Genomic DNA, 14986 nt, shown 5'->3' with positions numbered 1-14986 from the left:
CGACTGTGTGGTAAATCTCTCTTTTCAAGGATGTGTTGCCAAACTAGCCCCAACCGTTATATAGAACAAACCATGAACAATGTGCAGGGTTTGGGCAAAGGGGATGCGCCCCTTTTGCGCTGGCTGTTTTTGGATATGAACAGCTTTTTTGCGTCGTGCGAGCAGCAGGCGAACCCTGCCCTGCGCGGTAAGCCCATCGTCGTCGTGCCGATGGAGGCAGAGAGCACCTGCGCGATTGCGGCCAGTTATGAGGCCAAAGCGTGTGGCATCAAGACAGGCACGCTCATTCGTGAGGCGCGGGCGCTGTGCCCCGACCTGATCCTTGTCCCCGCGCATCCGAAACTCTACGTCACCATCCATCACCAGTTTATCGAAGCGATTGAAACATGCCTTCCCGTTGAAGACGTCATGTCGGTGGATGAGGTCGCCTGCCTTCTGGATCGCACGCAGCAAACGCCTGCCGCCGCCACCGCGCTGGCCGCCCGCATCAAGGCCACCATGCGCGAGAGGCTCGGTGAGCAGCTCACCTGCTCCATCGGCGTGGCGAGCAATAAGCTTCTGGCCAAGCTTGCCTCTGACATGCAAAAGCCGGACGGCCTCACGATCCTGCACCCCGATGATATGCCTCGCGCCATCATCCATCTAAAGCCTTCGGCCATTTGCGGCATTGGGCCGAACATGAACGCCCGCCTCGCAGGCCACGGCATCACGACAATGCCCGCCTTGTGGGAGGCCGACGCGGCCACCTTGCGCCGCGTGTGGGGCGGCGTTATGGGGGCGCGGTTTCACGCGTTGCTCCATGGCGCGGATTTGCCATCCCCCACGCGCCCGCGCCGCAGCATGGGGCATCAGCACGTCCTGCCCCCCGAGGAGCGCACGATCATCAAGGCAACGCCCATTATTCGCCAACTTCTGACGCGTGTGGCGCTGCGCCTGCGCGATGAGCGCTTTTACTGCCGCCGCCTGATCTTCGACATCAAATGGACGGGGCAGATGGGCTATTTTGTGCAAGACCTGCGCTTTAAGGAAACGCAAGACACCCGCGCACTGATGCAAACGCTGATACAATTGTGGGCGCAAGCGCCGCCTCTCCGCCCGCTTCGCATCGGTGTGACGCTGGCCGATCTTGTCCCCGTCGCGTCGCATCAATATGATCTGTTCGACCGTCCGAAAAACGCCGCGCTGACCTCCGCCGTCGATCGCCTCAACGAAAAATACGGACGCGGCACGCTTGTTTTTGGCAACTCTGGATCCATCATCCGCTCCAAGATCTCCTTCAGCCGCGTGCCAAAAATGGGGGAGGTTTAGGGTCAGATAACATTTTTAATTACCTCAACACACATTTTAAGGTAGCCTAATCAAAATAATCTGGGAGAAAAGCGATGAAAAAGGCGGTTTTGGGATTGGCGCTTCTTGGCGCTTTGGGTTTGCTCTGGGTGGTTTTGCCTACGTCCCATCCCGCAAAGACAGACCAAGCCGAGGCGCAGCCTTCCGTCCTTGATCGCGTCGAGAAGACGGGGAACATCCGCTGCGGCTATTGGATTTATGAGCCGTATATCTCCAAAGACCCCAACACGGGCAAGATGAGCGGCCTGACCGTCGATTATCTGGAGCAAACCGCCGCGCGTGTGGGCAAGAAAATCGTATGGGATATAGAGGTTGGGTTTGATCAAATTCTGCCCGCCATCAACTATAATCGCATTGATATGTTTTGCGTGCCATGCAGCCCGAATGATGATTTCCGCAAGCAGTTTGATTTTGCCGGAAGCTTTGGCAAGCTGCCTTATTATCTTTATGTTGCCAAGAATAGCACCATTACCAAGGCGCAAATGCAAACCGCGCGTTTTGCCGTGATGGATGGCTATCTCACATCGCCCAAAACGCTGGAGTATTTTCCGAAATCCACCATCACAAGCCTTCCCCAAACGTCGTCTCTGGCCGATCTTTATAACCACCTTAAATACGGCAAAGTGGATGTCTTGCTAAACGAGCATCTTTCGGCGCTGAATTATATGCGTAACAATCCGGACGTTGTTCGCCGCTATGAGGACACGCCTGTTTTCACCGCGACCATGTCCTTCCCGAACAAGAAGGGCGACACCCGATGGGGCGCGTTCGTGCAGCAAATGACCGACACAACAACACCGGAAAACAGAGCCCTCTTTATAAATTTCCTCAAGAAGTATAACGTCAGCGAAGACGCGCTAATACCATAAAGGGTCTAAGAAAGTTAGTTATTATGAACATCGCGGGCAATATCTGGAAGCTTCAGGCGGATCGTTTCTTTAGCAACTTCTGGCTTCATATTGCTATCCTTGTTCCGTTTTTTGAGTCCAACGGCCTCAGCGCCACACAAATCTTTTTGACCGAAACCATCTTTGCCGTGGTGACGGCTTTATCGGAAATCCCGACGGGTTATCTCTCTGACGTTATCGGACGCAAAAAATGTTTTGTCATCGGCTCGGCGCTTATTCCCGTGAGCATGACCGTTTATGCCTTTTCCCATACCTTTTGGGCCTTTGCGGGGGCCGAGACGATCATGGGGATTGCCCTTGCCTTCCGCTCTGGCACCGACTCCTCCTTTCTTTATGACACGCTACTAGAGCTAAAGCGCGAAAAGGAACATAAACGCATCGAAGGAACCGCCCTTTTCCTAAGAGAGATTGGCAGCGGCATCGCCAACATTCTGGGCGGCCTTTTGGCCACCATCTCGCTCACGCTTCCCTTTGTCGTCAACGTTTTCACATCGTTAGTGTTGTTGCCGCTTGCTCTTGCGACGAAAGAACCTAAACGAGAATCCAGCCAATCCCAAAACGCCAAAGCACATGCCAAGGACATGGGCCGCACCGTCCTCTATTGCGCCAAGCACCCCATCCTGCGCAACGCCACGCTTTACATGGCGCTGATCAACGGCCTTGGCATCATCGGTTATTGGATGGAATATCTGCTCTACAGCAAGATCGGGATTACCGTGACCTATTTCGGTTTTCTTGCCGCCACGTGCTCGTTAATGACCGCGTTGGGAAGCAAAGCCCTTCACCCCCTTGACAAAAAGATGGGCGAACGCTTTGCGCTGGCCCTTCCCCTTTTTATGGGCACGTGCATGGTTGCCATCGGCCTTTTGCAAAGCCTATGGTCGCTGCCTTTTGTTTTTCTGAACTCTTTTTTGTGGGGCTTATCGATCCCCCTCCTTAGAGATATTTTGCATAAAAACACTGGCTCCTCCATCCGCGCCACGGTGCTGTCAGTCACCAGCATGAGCGGACGCCTTGTCTTCATCGCCTTTTCCGCAGGCATGGGGCACCTTATTGACCTCACGAACATCCAAACGGGTTTTCTTTGCCTTGGCAGCCTGTTCCTTGTGACCACCGCACTTCCGGCAATGGGCTTGATGCGCGCCCGTTAGGATTCAGTCTCACGCGGTTCTATTGCGAAGCAGCCACTGAACGTAAGGCTCCCACACCAAAGTCTTCGCCTTATCGCCCACCATCAATCCGATGTGGCCGATGTCCGGCTCATGTAGCGCTGCGCCTTTGATGAGCTCCGCCAAAGGCAACGCACTTTCAGGCGGCACGATTTTATCCTGCTTCGCCGCAAGGACATAGCACGGCATCGTCAGCGCAGCGGGATCAACGCGCACACCCGCAACGCTCCACGCACAAGAGGCCAGCACATTCTTCGCATACCATTCTTGCAAACATTCCCGCGCGACGGAAACCGTGAGAGGCACGCCATCATTGAGCCAATCCTCCGTCAGCGCGAACCTCTTCGCCTTTTCGCTTTGCGGCTCTAGCGAGGCGAAGCGCGTGAACTTTTGCAAAATCTGCAAGGGCTGGAATCCGGTCAGCACCATTTGCAGAATCGACGGCGGCACGATGCCCGCCTTTTCCAAGTATGGCTGCATCTGCAACGCATGATCCAGAAAGAAACGTCCTGCCGGCGTATGCGCGGCGGGAACCCCGCCCACACCGCCCACGCCAAAATCCCACGGCGTTGCCATCAAGGTCAGCGTCTTGACCTCGTCCGGCTTCATAAGGGCGAGCGCCATCGCAAGGACCCCGCCCATGCAATAGCCCATGACATGAACAGGCTTGCCACCGGCCTTTACTTTGGCGGTGGCAAGGACAGGGACAAGGCGCTGCGTCATATAATCCGATAGCGCGAAGTCTTTTTCCTCTTGCGCGGGAGCATCCCAATCAACGACCAAAGGATGAAATCCCTGCGCCGCCAGAAAGCGCAGGAACGAATGCGCCTCATCAATGTCCAAAATCGCGAAGCGATTGACCAGCGAGGGGACAACCAAAATCACCTTACCCGCCTTATTGTCCGGTGCGTAATCCAAAAGGCGCGTCGTGCCCGCCTGCCAAATAACCTGCGCGTCGCGGCGATCAACGGGCGCAGCCTGTACCTCTTGATAGGCGCGAACGCCCGCCATAAACGCCTCCAGCCGCGACAACGCCTCGGCCATCACGGCTTGCATCAACGCAGCAGATTCCTCAATGGTTAGATCGTCAGGGAGCTTGTCACGAACGGGCGCGAGCCACGCGCTCATCATCTCCAACGGCAGAGCCTTCGGCATCGGCATCTGGCTCAGCCACGGCGCTACCATCGCTTGCAGAGCGCTTGGGACGGGCGCGCAGGGTCTCCAACTCGCGCTCAAGCTTGGCCAAACGGCCGGCAAGCTGAGCCAAGTCCCCAGTGCCATCGGCAAGAGCGGCGCGCCGACGGACGCCCTGTTCGCCGTGGACGGATTTGGCGATGTCGGTTGGTCGTTCAACAACGGGGGCTGGTTTTGAAGGGGGTGCAAGGCTTTCCTCCTCCTTGTTCGGCACATAAACGATAGGCGAAACCGCAACGGGGGCTGCTGCGGTCACTTCTGGAGCCTTCGCTTCAGTTTGATTTTGCGTTGAGGCTGTATTGGTCGGCAGCGATTCTAGGGGTTGATCCTTTGACGGCTCGTCCTGCGGCGCTGTCTGTGCAACCGGCTCTGCCCCTGTCTGCGCCGCTTCGGTTGTTGTCTCGGGCGAAGCCGCCGTGAAAGGCGTTTCTTGATCATCGGTAGAGGGGGCACTTGCTGTCCCACCCCAATCTTGTGGCATCACACTGGCGAAGCCGCTTTGCATCATGGTGGTCCACTGTGAAAACATCTGGGACATGGGCGCGACGAATTGCGCCATCTCGTCCTTGGCCGCCGTATCGGAGGCAAGCGAGGTCAAATGACTCTGCCACAAATCCAGCGCCTCTTGCGCCAGCTGGCCCCAGTCCGCGCGAGGCTTCTCGTTTTCATCCTGATTGCTCATAGACATAACTAAAACACGCTCCTTTCCAAATGTAAATGGTGATCAAATCTCCTTGGCGGCGATTCCCAATTGCCACAACTCAAAAAATCTTTACCAAAAGATTAAAAGGCTCTTGTATTTTTTCCAAGGATGGGGAAAATTGGTTAATCTTCCTTTCTTGGATTCGGGCGCGTCGTTGCCCCCATCCTTTCCCTTCAGTCCTCACTCATCACGCGGGAACAAAATCATGTGCGCACAAACGGCCAAGCAGAGCATCACCATCAAGAAATACGCCAACCGTCGCCTGTACAACACGGCGACCAGTTCGTATGTCACGCTGGAGGATCTCTCCACGATGGTCAAGGCGGGCGAAACCTTTAACGTCTATGATGCCAAAACCAGCGATGACATCACGCGCTCCGTTCTCACGCAAATCATTGTCGAAGAAGAAAACAAAACGGGTCAGCAAAACCTTCTTCCCATTGGCTTTTTGCGCCAGTTGATCAGCTTTTATGGCGACAATTTGCAGTGGATGGTTCCCAAATACCTTGAACACAGCATGGATATGCTCACAGGCAATCAGGATCAAATCCGCGATCATTACAAAAACACCTTCGGCGGCATGTTCCCCTTTGGCACGACGCTTGAGGAAATGGGCAAGCAAAACATGTCCATGTTCGAAAATACCATGCGTATGTTCACGCCGTTTAATATGGGCTCCATCTTGGGCGGTAGCGAAAGCACGACCGAGGCCGCTACACCTTCTTCGTCCACAACGTCTTCTAAACCATCAACCGCTTCATGCTGCTCAACAAAAAGCAGCCATGACACGGCCCCCGCCGCCTCTTGCTGCTCGGCCAGCGCCAACAAGAACGACAGCACTTGCTGTAAAACAACGACGGAGTCTCCCTCGGCCTCGGTGACCAATATCAACAAGCCCCGTACCGAAGCGCCTGCCGCGACGAACACGCCAATGCCTAGCGTCGCCAGCGCGGCCGCCAGCACAGGGGCCGACGACATGCAGCAAAAAATCGCCAACCTGCAGCGTCAGCTAGCCGATCTGGCCAAAAGCCGCGCCTAAAGGCACAGCCCTTATAAAAACAAGGAGAGCAAGATGAAAAAAAACAGTGTTCATCTTGCTCTTTTTTTTGCTCTTGCCTTTCTGCTGACGTCACCCCTTGCCGCCAATGCAAAAGAACCCAAACGCGGCGCTTATTTTGAATATGGCCCCTTAGAAACCCTGACAAGCCAGTCTCTTGGCCCAGAGGGCGGCAGTATCGTTTTTGACCAAAAGACCTCCCCCCTTTACGGCGCAACGCTAACCTTTCCGGCGGGGGCGCTGCTCCAAAACACCCTCGTCACCGTGGCCCTTCAAAAGGGTCGCCTGAACCTGCCGGATGGAAGGCCTCATACAGCCCCCGTGTTTAAAATAACCTGCGGCTCCCTTCATGAGCTGGCTCAACCCCTTACCATAAGCTTTCCTCACGACTTTTCACGATCATCGGGAGGCGTAGCCTATGCGGTTGAACGCCCTGACGTCGCCTCTTGCACAGGGTCTGATTGTGAAACAGGATCCCTTGAACCTCTAACAACAGTAGCTTACGGCCAAAAAGGCGGCACGATTTCCGCCATAACCTTCCGCGCCGAAACAACCGTGACCACGGTGGATCATTAAGCCTTGCTTCCGTCATCCCCGCCACGCTCCTACCGTCATACCGGCGAAAGCCGGTATCCAGTTTTCCTCTCCGCGCACACTATCGTTCGTTTATCGCCCAGTCCTCTGGATCCCCGATCTGCGCAGAACGCCTCTGGCGCTCCGCTTGTCGGGGATGACGGATGGGCGTAACGGAAAGCACGCCGCTCTTTCCACCACCTTTCCCTTCGCCCAACAAAAAAGGCCTCGCGCCGCCACGAAGCCTTTCTTCTTTTTCGTCATCCCAAGACATTTTCTCTTCGGCGCGGCGAAGCAAGACGAAAGAAAATGGACGTGGGATCCAGCCGATCTATCCGCGCTCACCATCGTTCGTTCATTGCCCAGTCCCCTGGGTCCCCGATCTGCGCGTTCCGCGTGTCGGGGATGACGGAAAGGGCAACAAAAAAGGCCTCGCGCCGCGACGAAGCCCCTTCTTCCCTGAATGCCGAATGCTAAATCCTGAATCCCCCTGCCTCCCGAAGCTTTAGCGTAGGGAGGTGAATCCGGACAAAGCTCCGCGTGGTAATGTCAATAGCAGGAATCATACCACCCGTCAAGGGTTGTTTCTATTTTGTTTTATCCATCATTTTCAATGAGTTGGGCATTATCTCCGGCTTTATGCGCCAGAAACACGCCCTTAAATTGCCTTTGAAGAGCCGCGTCAACCTCATCCATCGAGGCACAAACGCCTAAATCGTGGAGCGACGTGACGCCATAGCCCTTGATCCCGCACGGCACAATACCCGCAAAATGGGACAGGTCGGGGTTCACGTTGATCGCCACGCCGTGTGAGGTCACCCAACGCCGCGCCCGCACGCCCAGCGCGGCAATCTTCTTATCCTGCCCGTCCGCCAAGACCCAAACGCCCACACGGCCCTTGCGCCGCCCGCCACTCACGCCAAACGCGGCCAGCGTGCGGATCACCCATTCCTCTAGCCGCCAGACATGGGCACGCAGGTCGCGATCGCGGCGCGTCAAATCCATCACCGCATATACGACCCGCTGCTGAGGGCCGTGATAGGTATGCTTGCCGCCGCGCCCCGTCTGGTAAACAGGAAACCGCGCCGCATCGATCAGCTCCTCCGCGCAGGCGCTCGTGCCCGCCGTGTAAAGGGGCGGATGCTCCAGCAACCAGACAAGCTCACCCGCCCCCCCCGCGAGCACCGCGTCCACGCGAGCGTCCATAACGGCCAAGGCTTCCTCATAGGGCACAAGGCCCGTGGAAACCTTCCACTCGAAGGGAGAAACTGGGGTTTTCGGATTGATCATGGGCACAACCTACCCCATCCATAGGCCAAAGCTCAATATCCGGCCTCCTTTTTCCATAATTCTCTTTGAAAAGGCGCTTGATTTACCTGCCCGTGATCTGCTACCCCTACCCTCCTACTGGCGATAAGCCCCGTGCGGTCATGGCGGAATTGGTAGACGCGCAGCGTTGAGGTCGCTGTGGGAGAAATCTCGTGGAAGTTCAAGTCTTCTTGACCGCACCATCTATTAAACGCTTTGCGTTTGTGGGAGAAAATTTAAGATAGGAACGGTTTACTTTCCTTTATGACACCACTTATTTATTGCCTCGATCAGTTGGCTTTGTTTAAACGGCTTGCCCACGTGATCATCCATTCCCGCAAGAAGGCAGCACTCTTTGTCGCTTGTCATAGCATCGGCGGTTAACGCAATGATTGTTGTGTGCTGGCCTAGCGGTTTTTCAAATTCTCTTATTCTTTGCGTCGCCGTATAGCCATCAATCTCAGGCATCTGGCAATCCATAAAGACGATGTCGTAATGATTTTTCTTGACCTTTTCTATGGCCTCGTCGCCGCCATCTGCGGTATCAACCTGACAGCCATATTTGTCCAAAATCTTCGTCATCAGCATAAGGTTAACGGGCATATCTTCGACGACCAGGATTCTTATTTCTTCAAGATTGGCCTTTTCTTGAGGAACAGCGTCATCTTCCTCCATCATCTTGATGATCGTATGCCGCGTAACAATGAGGGGGGAGCCTTTTTCTTCTCGCCGTTGCCACATGAGCTTTAAGACCGCCTCAAGCTGGACTGGATAAAAGGGCTTGACCAGAAAGCCGGAAGCGCCAGCCTCTGTCATGCGATCAAGCGAGATAAAGCGCCCATAGGCTGTAAGCATGATCACCAGAGGTAACGGCTTGAAGCCGTCAGAGCGCGTGATCTCTTGGCATAAGATCAAGCCATCCTCTTGATCGAGTTTGTAATCGAGAATTGCGAAATCATAGGCGTCGTTTTCTTGGATCGCATTTTTAATTTTTTGTTTGGCCTGTGCGAACGAAACAGCCACGTCGCAGCGCAAGAAAAGGCTGTCCAAGCTTTTTTTAATGATCATGCAGTTAATGTCATAGTCATCAACGATCAAAACACGCTTGTTTTTTAAGACGACTTCTGGGAGTAAACTGGTTACATCTTTATGGTGACTGCGTTTGAGATGCAAATCATATGTAAAAGCCGAGCCGACCCCCTCATCACTTGTAACCCGCATCTGGCCGCCCATGAGCTGGACGAGACGACGCGATATGGCAAGTCCTAAGCCCGTGCCGCCAAAACGACGCGTTGTTGATTCTTCTCCTTGAGCGAATTTTTCAAAAATATAATCAAGCTTATCTTTGGGGATGCCTATGCCCGTGTCCTCGACGCCTATTTGCAGCGTGATATTTTCTTCATCTTCCTCTAAGAGGCTCATATTAATGAGAACGTGTCCATGCGCCGTAAATTTGATCGCGTTGCCAATCAAATTATAAAGGATTTGTTTAAACCGCCCTGGATCGCCAAGAACATGGTGAGGCAGGTTGTTAGCAAAGGACACGATTAATTCAAATTTCTTTTCGCACGCCTTAATTGTGAGCACGTCCGTCACATCAGCAACGGTGGAGCAAAGATCAAAATCAATAGATTCGAGGCGCAGTTGTCCTTCATCGATTTTAGTGAAGTCCAAAATATCGTTGATTAAACCAAGAAGCCCATCCCCTGATTGATAAATGATCTGCGCCCATGAATGCTGTTCCGGTTTTAGGTCTGTTTCTAACAAAAGCTGGGAGAGGCCTAAAACAGCGTTCATAGGCGTACGAATTTCGTGACTCATATTGGCTAAGAAATCGCTTTTGGCACGATTGGCGGCCTCGGCTTGTTTTTTGGCTGTCTCCAACGCTTGAACTTCATTTTCTAGGTTCTTGGCAACTTCCTCACGCGCTTTTCTGGCTTCCACAAGCTCTTTGATATCCTGAAAAGAAGCCATCGCCATGTCTTTGTCATGCACCCGTCCCAAGGTCAGCGTTACGATGACGTGAAAAACTTCACCTGTGTCTTGGCGTTTGTGAATCCATTCAAAAGTCGCCGACCCTTTTTGAAGGCATTCACTAATACGCGCAGCGGCTGCTTGCGCCGACGTTCTTCCGTCCGGTTGGTATTTAGGTGATAGAACGCCCGGATGTTGGCCGATCAAATCTTTTTTTGATTTCATGCCAAAGGCTTTTACGGCCGCCCCGTTGCAATGAACGATAAGTTCATCGGCAAGAAAAAAAGCCGCAACGGCACCTTCTTCGTAAGCAAAGCGGATATAGTCTGTGCTGCTATCTTCTGGTGAAGACCCCATGGCTTACTCTGAATAAGGAGTGGGCATTCCCTCACCTTAGGAGATTCTTCTCTAACAATGTGTTACTTTAAATAGAAAAACCTACATCTGCCTTCTATGGTATTCTTAAGGTGGTGACAACCCTTCGCTACGCTCCCTGTCGGGCGCATCCATGCCCTTGGGGATAAGGTAATTTCTTGCCGCCTCAAATCCATCATGTGCGCTTCATCTGTACTAAACGCCATAGCGGTGCTCCTTGTTTTCTGGGGTGAATGGGATGGCAAAGCCAAAGGTTAAAATCTTAACGATTTGAATCTCAGATCGGAAACTAAACCCGCACCGCTCTATAAAACGGGCGCGTTCATAGACGGCTGATTTAGCTGAAGATTATTTAAGATTGCGCCCCACTCGACCATTGTGTTAATGACTTCGTGGGCGTCTGAATAGTTCGATATAATTCCATTTGGGCGCACCAGCTAACAAATGGCCGCCCTATGGGCGGCTTTTTTGTTAGCTTTTGTCTGTCACGCAGGCTCGAACTTCCGCGAAGTGTAAGTTCACAACCGAGCAATACAACGACAGCCCGCGCACGTGTACGCGGGCTGCGCAAAAAAGTATCGCGACGATGCCACGCTGCGGCAAATCCGCCGCCCTCTTCGCGCGGACAGAAAGAAAATAATTAAATAACTAAAGGGTTAACGCCGTGCGCACCAAGAGGCTAGGCGCAAGAAAGTAGCCTTTAAAGCCCCAGTCGACGCCCCCGACCCTGAAACCGACGATCCTTACACCGTAAGGATTGACGGGATGGGGCGAACTGGTTAAAACCCATCCAGCATCTTTAAACATCTTCTGAGGCTTACCGTTTTTGCCGTTCTCTTCGAATTTGTCTTGTTCCTTATACGCGGCCATAACCATATCAAAAGTTGCAATAACCGTTTTACCTTCGCGCAACCCCTGTCTCGCATCATAGGTATACGGATCAGCAACGTATCCATTCGGAAGAGTGCCTTGTGCCTTCACTGTATGAACGAACGTCATGCTTTCTTTTGTGAGTTCAAGAACGAAAATGGGCTTTTCGCCTACGTCATTCCCCAAATCGAAGTAGCCAAGGAACAAACCTTCTTCATTGCCATATTTTTTACCGATATACGAATCCGAGATTCTTACCGAATTCTCAGTGACTGCGGTTGTCGAAGTGACGGATGCGCCACCAAATTCCAAACCGACTTCCCGCATCGCGTTTTGAATTGCAGAAAACTCAGTTGGGCTGGATTGTGCAAAGACGTTTACCTCTGTTTGAAAAGCCGCTGGATCTTGTTGCGCATTACGCGCCAAGACTCTCATGGCCAAGGCAATAGACTTTTTATCGATGATAAGTTCGCTCATTATCGTTCTCCTAAATACAAATATGCGCCGCGCATGATTGTAATTCTGTGAATTCAACGTATATTATGCGCGATATAATTGCGCAAAAAAATTCTTATGGTTAACGCGTTTTTGAGAACGCCCTTAGGCTTGTTTATCGGATATGCTGTGCGTAAAAAAAGCCATTAACGCTGATTGTTATGGATCGCCTTGGGTTTTTTTCATATTGTTTGCCTCGCTTACTTTTTATTAAACCATAAAAAGGCTGACTTAAAATGACAACATTGACACAAGAAGACCTTATCTTTTCCCGCACCCTTTTTGCCCGCCTTGCCACAATACATTATGCGCTTGCCCATGGCGTTAATCGCTTGGGCTATACGAAAGAAACGCGGCAGGCCGCTCAACTTTTATGCCAAGGAGCCCATAACGCCTTTGGCGCGATCGCCTATCAAGATTTAGCGGGGACGTGTTACATTGTTATGGAACCCACCGACCCGCAGGATCGCGCCAAGGCCGCCTTGGCCATGGGGTCGCATACGGATGCCGTCCCTAACGGCGGGCAATATGATGGCATGGCGGGTGTTATCGCGGGTCTTCAAGCCATGGAAATCGTGGCGCGCCAAAGGATCCCCTTTCATGCCCCTTTGGTCACCGTTCTTTTCCCCAACGAAGAAAGCTCACGCTTCCAGTTTGCGGTCAGCGCCAAAGCCGCTACGGGTCGCCTCCCCCTTGCAGCGCTGATAGCGCAAGACAAACTTGGCTCTGGCGAAACCTTGGCCTATGCGATGGAGACTCACCACGGCCTTGATACAAAAAAGTTACAAGAAGCCCTCCTTGCCTCTCACGCCTTGATGCCGCACGAAGAAATGGCCGCGTTCGTAGAACCCCATATCGAGCAAAGCGACGATCTCGCCGATGCGCAGCTTGATATCGGCATTGTTCACAGCATCAAAGGAACCCACCGCTGCGGTTATGTGCGTTTTGATGGTCGCGCCGACCATTCGGGGGCCTGCCCCCAAGCGCAGAGACATGACGCCGTGTTAGGCGGAGCGCACTTCATGGTTAAACTGGAAGAAGGTTTGGCTCTCCTTCGGCAACAAACCCCCGACCTCACTTTCTCTTTTGGCGACACGCGTGTCAAAGGGGGCGGCAGCCTCAACATTGTATCGCCCAACAACGAAGTTCTTTTTGATATTCGAAGCAGCGATGAAGGCGCTCTCCAAATGGCGATGGAAATCGTCCGAAGCACGGGACAAACCGTTGCAAAACAACGCGGCCTTACCTTCACCATAAAAGAAGAGGATGTCCTTCTTCAAAAACCCATTCAAATGAACCCTGCTTTGGTGAGCGGCCTTGCCAGCGCGGCAGAACAGCTTGGGCTTAAATTCCAAACAATGCCGTCCGGCCCCGGCCATGACAGCGCCATCCTGCAACAAAGCGGGCGGGCCTCAAGCGTGTTGTTCATTCCTCATCGGAACGGAAGCCATCGCCAAGATGAACGCATGACGCTGGGCGAACAGGATGATCCGTTTGCCTTAACGTCTGGTTATGCTTCGACCTTGCGCATGCTACTGGCTTATGCTCAAGGCAAAGTCATCACCGCCCAGCCTTGCGGCTCGCCAAGCCGGACGCAGCCTTGTCCTTTTGTTCAAACGCTTCTTTCTCGTGGCGCGGTGCAGGTTTTTCCATAGCAGACGGCTAACGCCTGTTTAAGATTGCGCCCCATCAGGCCCGTGTGTTAACACCATTGTTCGTATTCGAAAGTTTAAAGAAGACGTCACGATCTTTTCCCCTGCCCCCTTACCCCATGGGTTATCCTTGAACGAAGCCGCTCCCCCTCCTCCAGCGCCCCCTGCCACGCCGTCAGAGCCCGCCAAAAAGCGCGTCATCTTTCCCTATGTTCTTTTGTTCATTTCTCTTGTGACTTTCTTTTCAGGGCCACTGTTCTTTTTGTCCCTCTACCTTCCCGGCCCCATGAAGGAATCCAAAACGGTCATCATTCCACGAGGCAGCAGCGTGCAGGAAATAGCAACGCTTCTCGATCAAAACGACGTGCTGATCAATCCTTTGTTGTTTCGCCTTGCCTCTCGCCTTATGGCCAAAGACCAGCTTAAGGCGGGGGAATACGCGTTTGCCGTCGGCATGAATGTTTTGGATGTGACGGGCGCGCTGCGCGAGGGCAAGACCGTCTTGCGTCAGATCACAGCCCCCGAAGGCCTCACCTCGCATGAAATTACGACAATCTTGCAAAGCGCCTCGGCCTTAACGGGCACAATTAAGGATGTGCCCCGCGAAGGCTCGTTGATGCCGGAGACCTATCGCTACAGCTACGGCGACAGCCGCGAAAGCGTGATCGCCCGCATGCAAAGCGAGGCGCGGGCGATGCTGGAGGAGCTTTGGAAAAACCGCGAGGAAACCCTGCCGCTCAAGACGCCACAGGACGCGCTGATCCTCGCCTCCATCGTTGAAAAAGAAACGGGCAAGCACGCCAGCGAACGCCCCTTGGTCGCCAGCGTCTTTATCAACCGCATGCGGTCGTCCATGCCGTTGCAATCCGACCCGACGGTCATTTATGCGCTGACGGGGGGAACAGGGGCGCTGGGGCGCACGCTGACCCATGCCGATCTGATGTCCAGCTCGCCATACAACACCTATGTCAACGCGGGGCTGCCGCCGACACCCATTTGCAATCCGGGACGCGCCGCCTTGATGGCCGTGTTGCATCCTGAGAAAAGCGACTTCCTTTATTTTGTCGCAGACGGCACGGGGGGGCATGCCTTTGCAAAAACGCTGACGGAACATAACAAAAACGTTACCAAATGGATTAGTTTAATCAAGCCATAGGGTCTTTTTCCTTCTTTTTTCAGGGAAACAAGCACAGAAAGCAAAAACAGCGTTTTAAAAGCTTGCTTCAAAAGGATTCTGGCTCTAAAAGAGCACTCTCTTGATAAAAGGAGCTTCCATACGTCAGCTTCTTTATTTCTGGGTGACGCGGGCCCGTCCGGAGCGTAAGCGAAGGACACAAGACAAAGGGATCGCTAAACTATAT

Annotated in this window: 12 protein-coding genes and 1 tRNA gene; 8 read left to right on the top strand and 5 right to left on the bottom strand. The window is 53.2% G+C overall.

From position 1 onward, the window contains the following. The first annotated feature begins 72 nt into the window (after positions 1 to 72). The 3 genes from WC612_04585 to WC612_04575 all read left to right on the top strand — a co-directional run bounded on the left by WC612_04585 (position 73) and on the right by WC612_04575 (position 3406). Positions 73 to 1308 carry a hypothetical protein gene (locus tag WC612_04585; protein MFA6280048.1) on the top strand — a complete coding sequence of 412 codons (1236 nt, stop codon included), beginning with the start codon at positions 73 to 75 and terminating at the stop codon, positions 1306 to 1308. 74 nt (positions 1309 to 1382) lie between these two features. Then, on the top strand, positions 1383 to 2216 hold the full coding sequence (locus tag WC612_04580; protein MFA6280047.1) for a transporter substrate-binding domain-containing protein: 834 nt from the start codon (positions 1383 to 1385) through the stop codon (positions 2214 to 2216). A gap of 23 nt (positions 2217 to 2239) precedes the next feature. After that, positions 2240 to 3406 (top strand): MFS transporter, encoded by a 1167-nt coding sequence (locus WC612_04575; protein MFA6280046.1) that lies wholly within the window; start codon positions 2240 to 2242, stop codon positions 3404 to 3406. 9 nt (positions 3407 to 3415) lie between these two features. On the opposite strand, the gene WC612_04570 is transcribed toward WC612_04575, so the two are convergent. Continuing rightward, a complete protein-coding gene (locus tag WC612_04570) occupies positions 3416 to 4609 on the bottom strand; it encodes an alpha/beta fold hydrolase (protein ID MFA6280045.1) in 1194 nt (397 codons plus the stop codon). Then, entirely contained in the window at positions 4524 to 5306 is a 783-nt protein-coding gene (locus WC612_04565) for a hypothetical protein (protein MFA6280044.1), read from the bottom strand. Before WC612_04565 ends, WC612_04570 begins: the two co-directional genes overlap by 86 nt. Positions 5307 to 5526: 220 nt before the next feature. Between WC612_04565 and phaR the strand changes: the two genes are divergently transcribed. Together phaR and WC612_04555 are read left to right on the top strand one after the other, a co-directional pair. Then, complete coding sequence (phaR, locus tag WC612_04560; GenBank protein MFA6280043.1) at positions 5527 to 6360, top strand: polyhydroxyalkanoate synthesis repressor PhaR; 834 nt, start codon at positions 5527 to 5529, stop codon at positions 6358 to 6360. Between the two features lie 33 nt (positions 6361 to 6393). After that, on the top strand, positions 6394 to 6954 hold the full coding sequence (locus WC612_04555; protein MFA6280042.1) for a hypothetical protein: 561 nt from the start codon (positions 6394 to 6396) through the stop codon (positions 6952 to 6954). 594 nt (positions 6955 to 7548) lie between these two features. On the opposite strand, the gene lipB is transcribed toward WC612_04555, so the two are convergent. Further along, positions 7549 to 8241 carry a lipoyl(octanoyl) transferase LipB gene (gene lipB, locus WC612_04550; GenBank protein ID MFA6280041.1) on the bottom strand — a complete coding sequence of 231 codons (693 nt, stop codon included), beginning with the start codon at positions 8239 to 8241 and terminating at the stop codon, positions 7549 to 7551. A gap of 134 nt (positions 8242 to 8375) precedes the next feature. On the opposite strand from lipB, the gene WC612_04545 reads away from it, so the two are divergent. Next, positions 8376 to 8462, top strand: a tRNA-Leu gene (locus WC612_04545). Between the two features lie 49 nt (positions 8463 to 8511). Here WC612_04545 and WC612_04540 read toward each other — a convergent pair. Then, positions 8512 to 10590 (bottom strand): response regulator, encoded by a 2079-nt coding sequence (locus WC612_04540; GenBank protein MFA6280040.1) that lies wholly within the window; start codon positions 10588 to 10590, stop codon positions 8512 to 8514. 666 nt (positions 10591 to 11256) lie between these two features. After that, positions 11257 to 11955 (bottom strand): hypothetical protein, encoded by a 699-nt coding sequence (locus tag WC612_04535; protein ID MFA6280039.1) that lies wholly within the window; start codon positions 11953 to 11955, stop codon positions 11257 to 11259. Positions 11956 to 12209: 254 nt separating this feature from the next. On the opposite strand from WC612_04535, the gene WC612_04530 reads away from it, so the two are divergent. Both WC612_04530 and mltG read left to right on the top strand, forming a co-directional pair. Beyond that, complete coding sequence (locus tag WC612_04530; protein MFA6280038.1) at positions 12210 to 13628, top strand: M20/M25/M40 family metallo-hydrolase; 1419 nt, start codon at positions 12210 to 12212, stop codon at positions 13626 to 13628. A 127-nt stretch (positions 13629 to 13755) separates the two neighbouring features. Next, a complete protein-coding gene (gene mltG / locus WC612_04525; protein ID MFA6280037.1) occupies positions 13756 to 14781 on the top strand; it encodes an endolytic transglycosylase MltG in 1026 nt (341 codons plus the stop codon). Positions 14782 to 14986 lie beyond the last annotated feature (205 nt).

It is taken from the genome of Bdellovibrionales bacterium, from assembly GCA_041662785.1.
Taxonomy (GTDB): domain Bacteria; phylum Pseudomonadota; class Alphaproteobacteria; order UBA9219; family UBA9219; genus UBA8914.
The sequence above is the reverse complement of the archived record's forward strand: the minus strand, read 5'-3'. Positions and strand labels throughout refer to the sequence as shown.

What these genes read in the sequence shown, in the direction of transcription:
- WC612_04585 (MFA6280048.1), top strand. Translation starts at nt 73, where the DNA reads ATGAACAATGTGCAGGGTTTGGGCAAAGGGGATGCGCCCCTTTTGCGC.
- WC612_04580 (MFA6280047.1), top strand. Translation starts at nt 1,383, where the DNA reads ATGAAAAAGGCGGTTTTGGGATTGGCGCTTCTTGGCGCTTTGGGTTTG.
- WC612_04575 (MFA6280046.1), top strand. Translation starts at nt 2,240, where the DNA reads ATGAACATCGCGGGCAATATCTGGAAGCTTCAGGCGGATCGTTTCTTT.
- WC612_04570 (MFA6280045.1), bottom strand. Translation starts at nt 4,609, where the DNA reads ATGGTAGCGCCGTGGCTGAGCCAGATGCCGATGCCGAAGGCTCTGCCG.
- WC612_04565 (MFA6280044.1), bottom strand. Translation starts at nt 5,306, where the DNA reads ATGTCTATGAGCAATCAGGATGAAAACGAGAAGCCTCGCGCGGACTGG.
- phaR (MFA6280043.1), top strand. Translation starts at nt 5,527, where the DNA reads ATGTGCGCACAAACGGCCAAGCAGAGCATCACCATCAAGAAATACGCC.
- WC612_04555 (MFA6280042.1), top strand. Translation starts at nt 6,394, where the DNA reads ATGAAAAAAAACAGTGTTCATCTTGCTCTTTTTTTTGCTCTTGCCTTT.
- lipB (MFA6280041.1), bottom strand. Translation starts at nt 8,241, where the DNA reads ATGATCAATCCGAAAACCCCAGTTTCTCCCTTCGAGTGGAAGGTTTCC.
- WC612_04540 (MFA6280040.1), bottom strand. Translation starts at nt 10,590, where the DNA reads ATGGGGTCTTCACCAGAAGATAGCAGCACAGACTATATCCGCTTTGCT.
- WC612_04535 (MFA6280039.1), bottom strand. Translation starts at nt 11,955, where the DNA reads ATGAGCGAACTTATCATCGATAAAAAGTCTATTGCCTTGGCCATGAGA.
- WC612_04530 (MFA6280038.1), top strand. Translation starts at nt 12,210, where the DNA reads ATGACAACATTGACACAAGAAGACCTTATCTTTTCCCGCACCCTTTTT.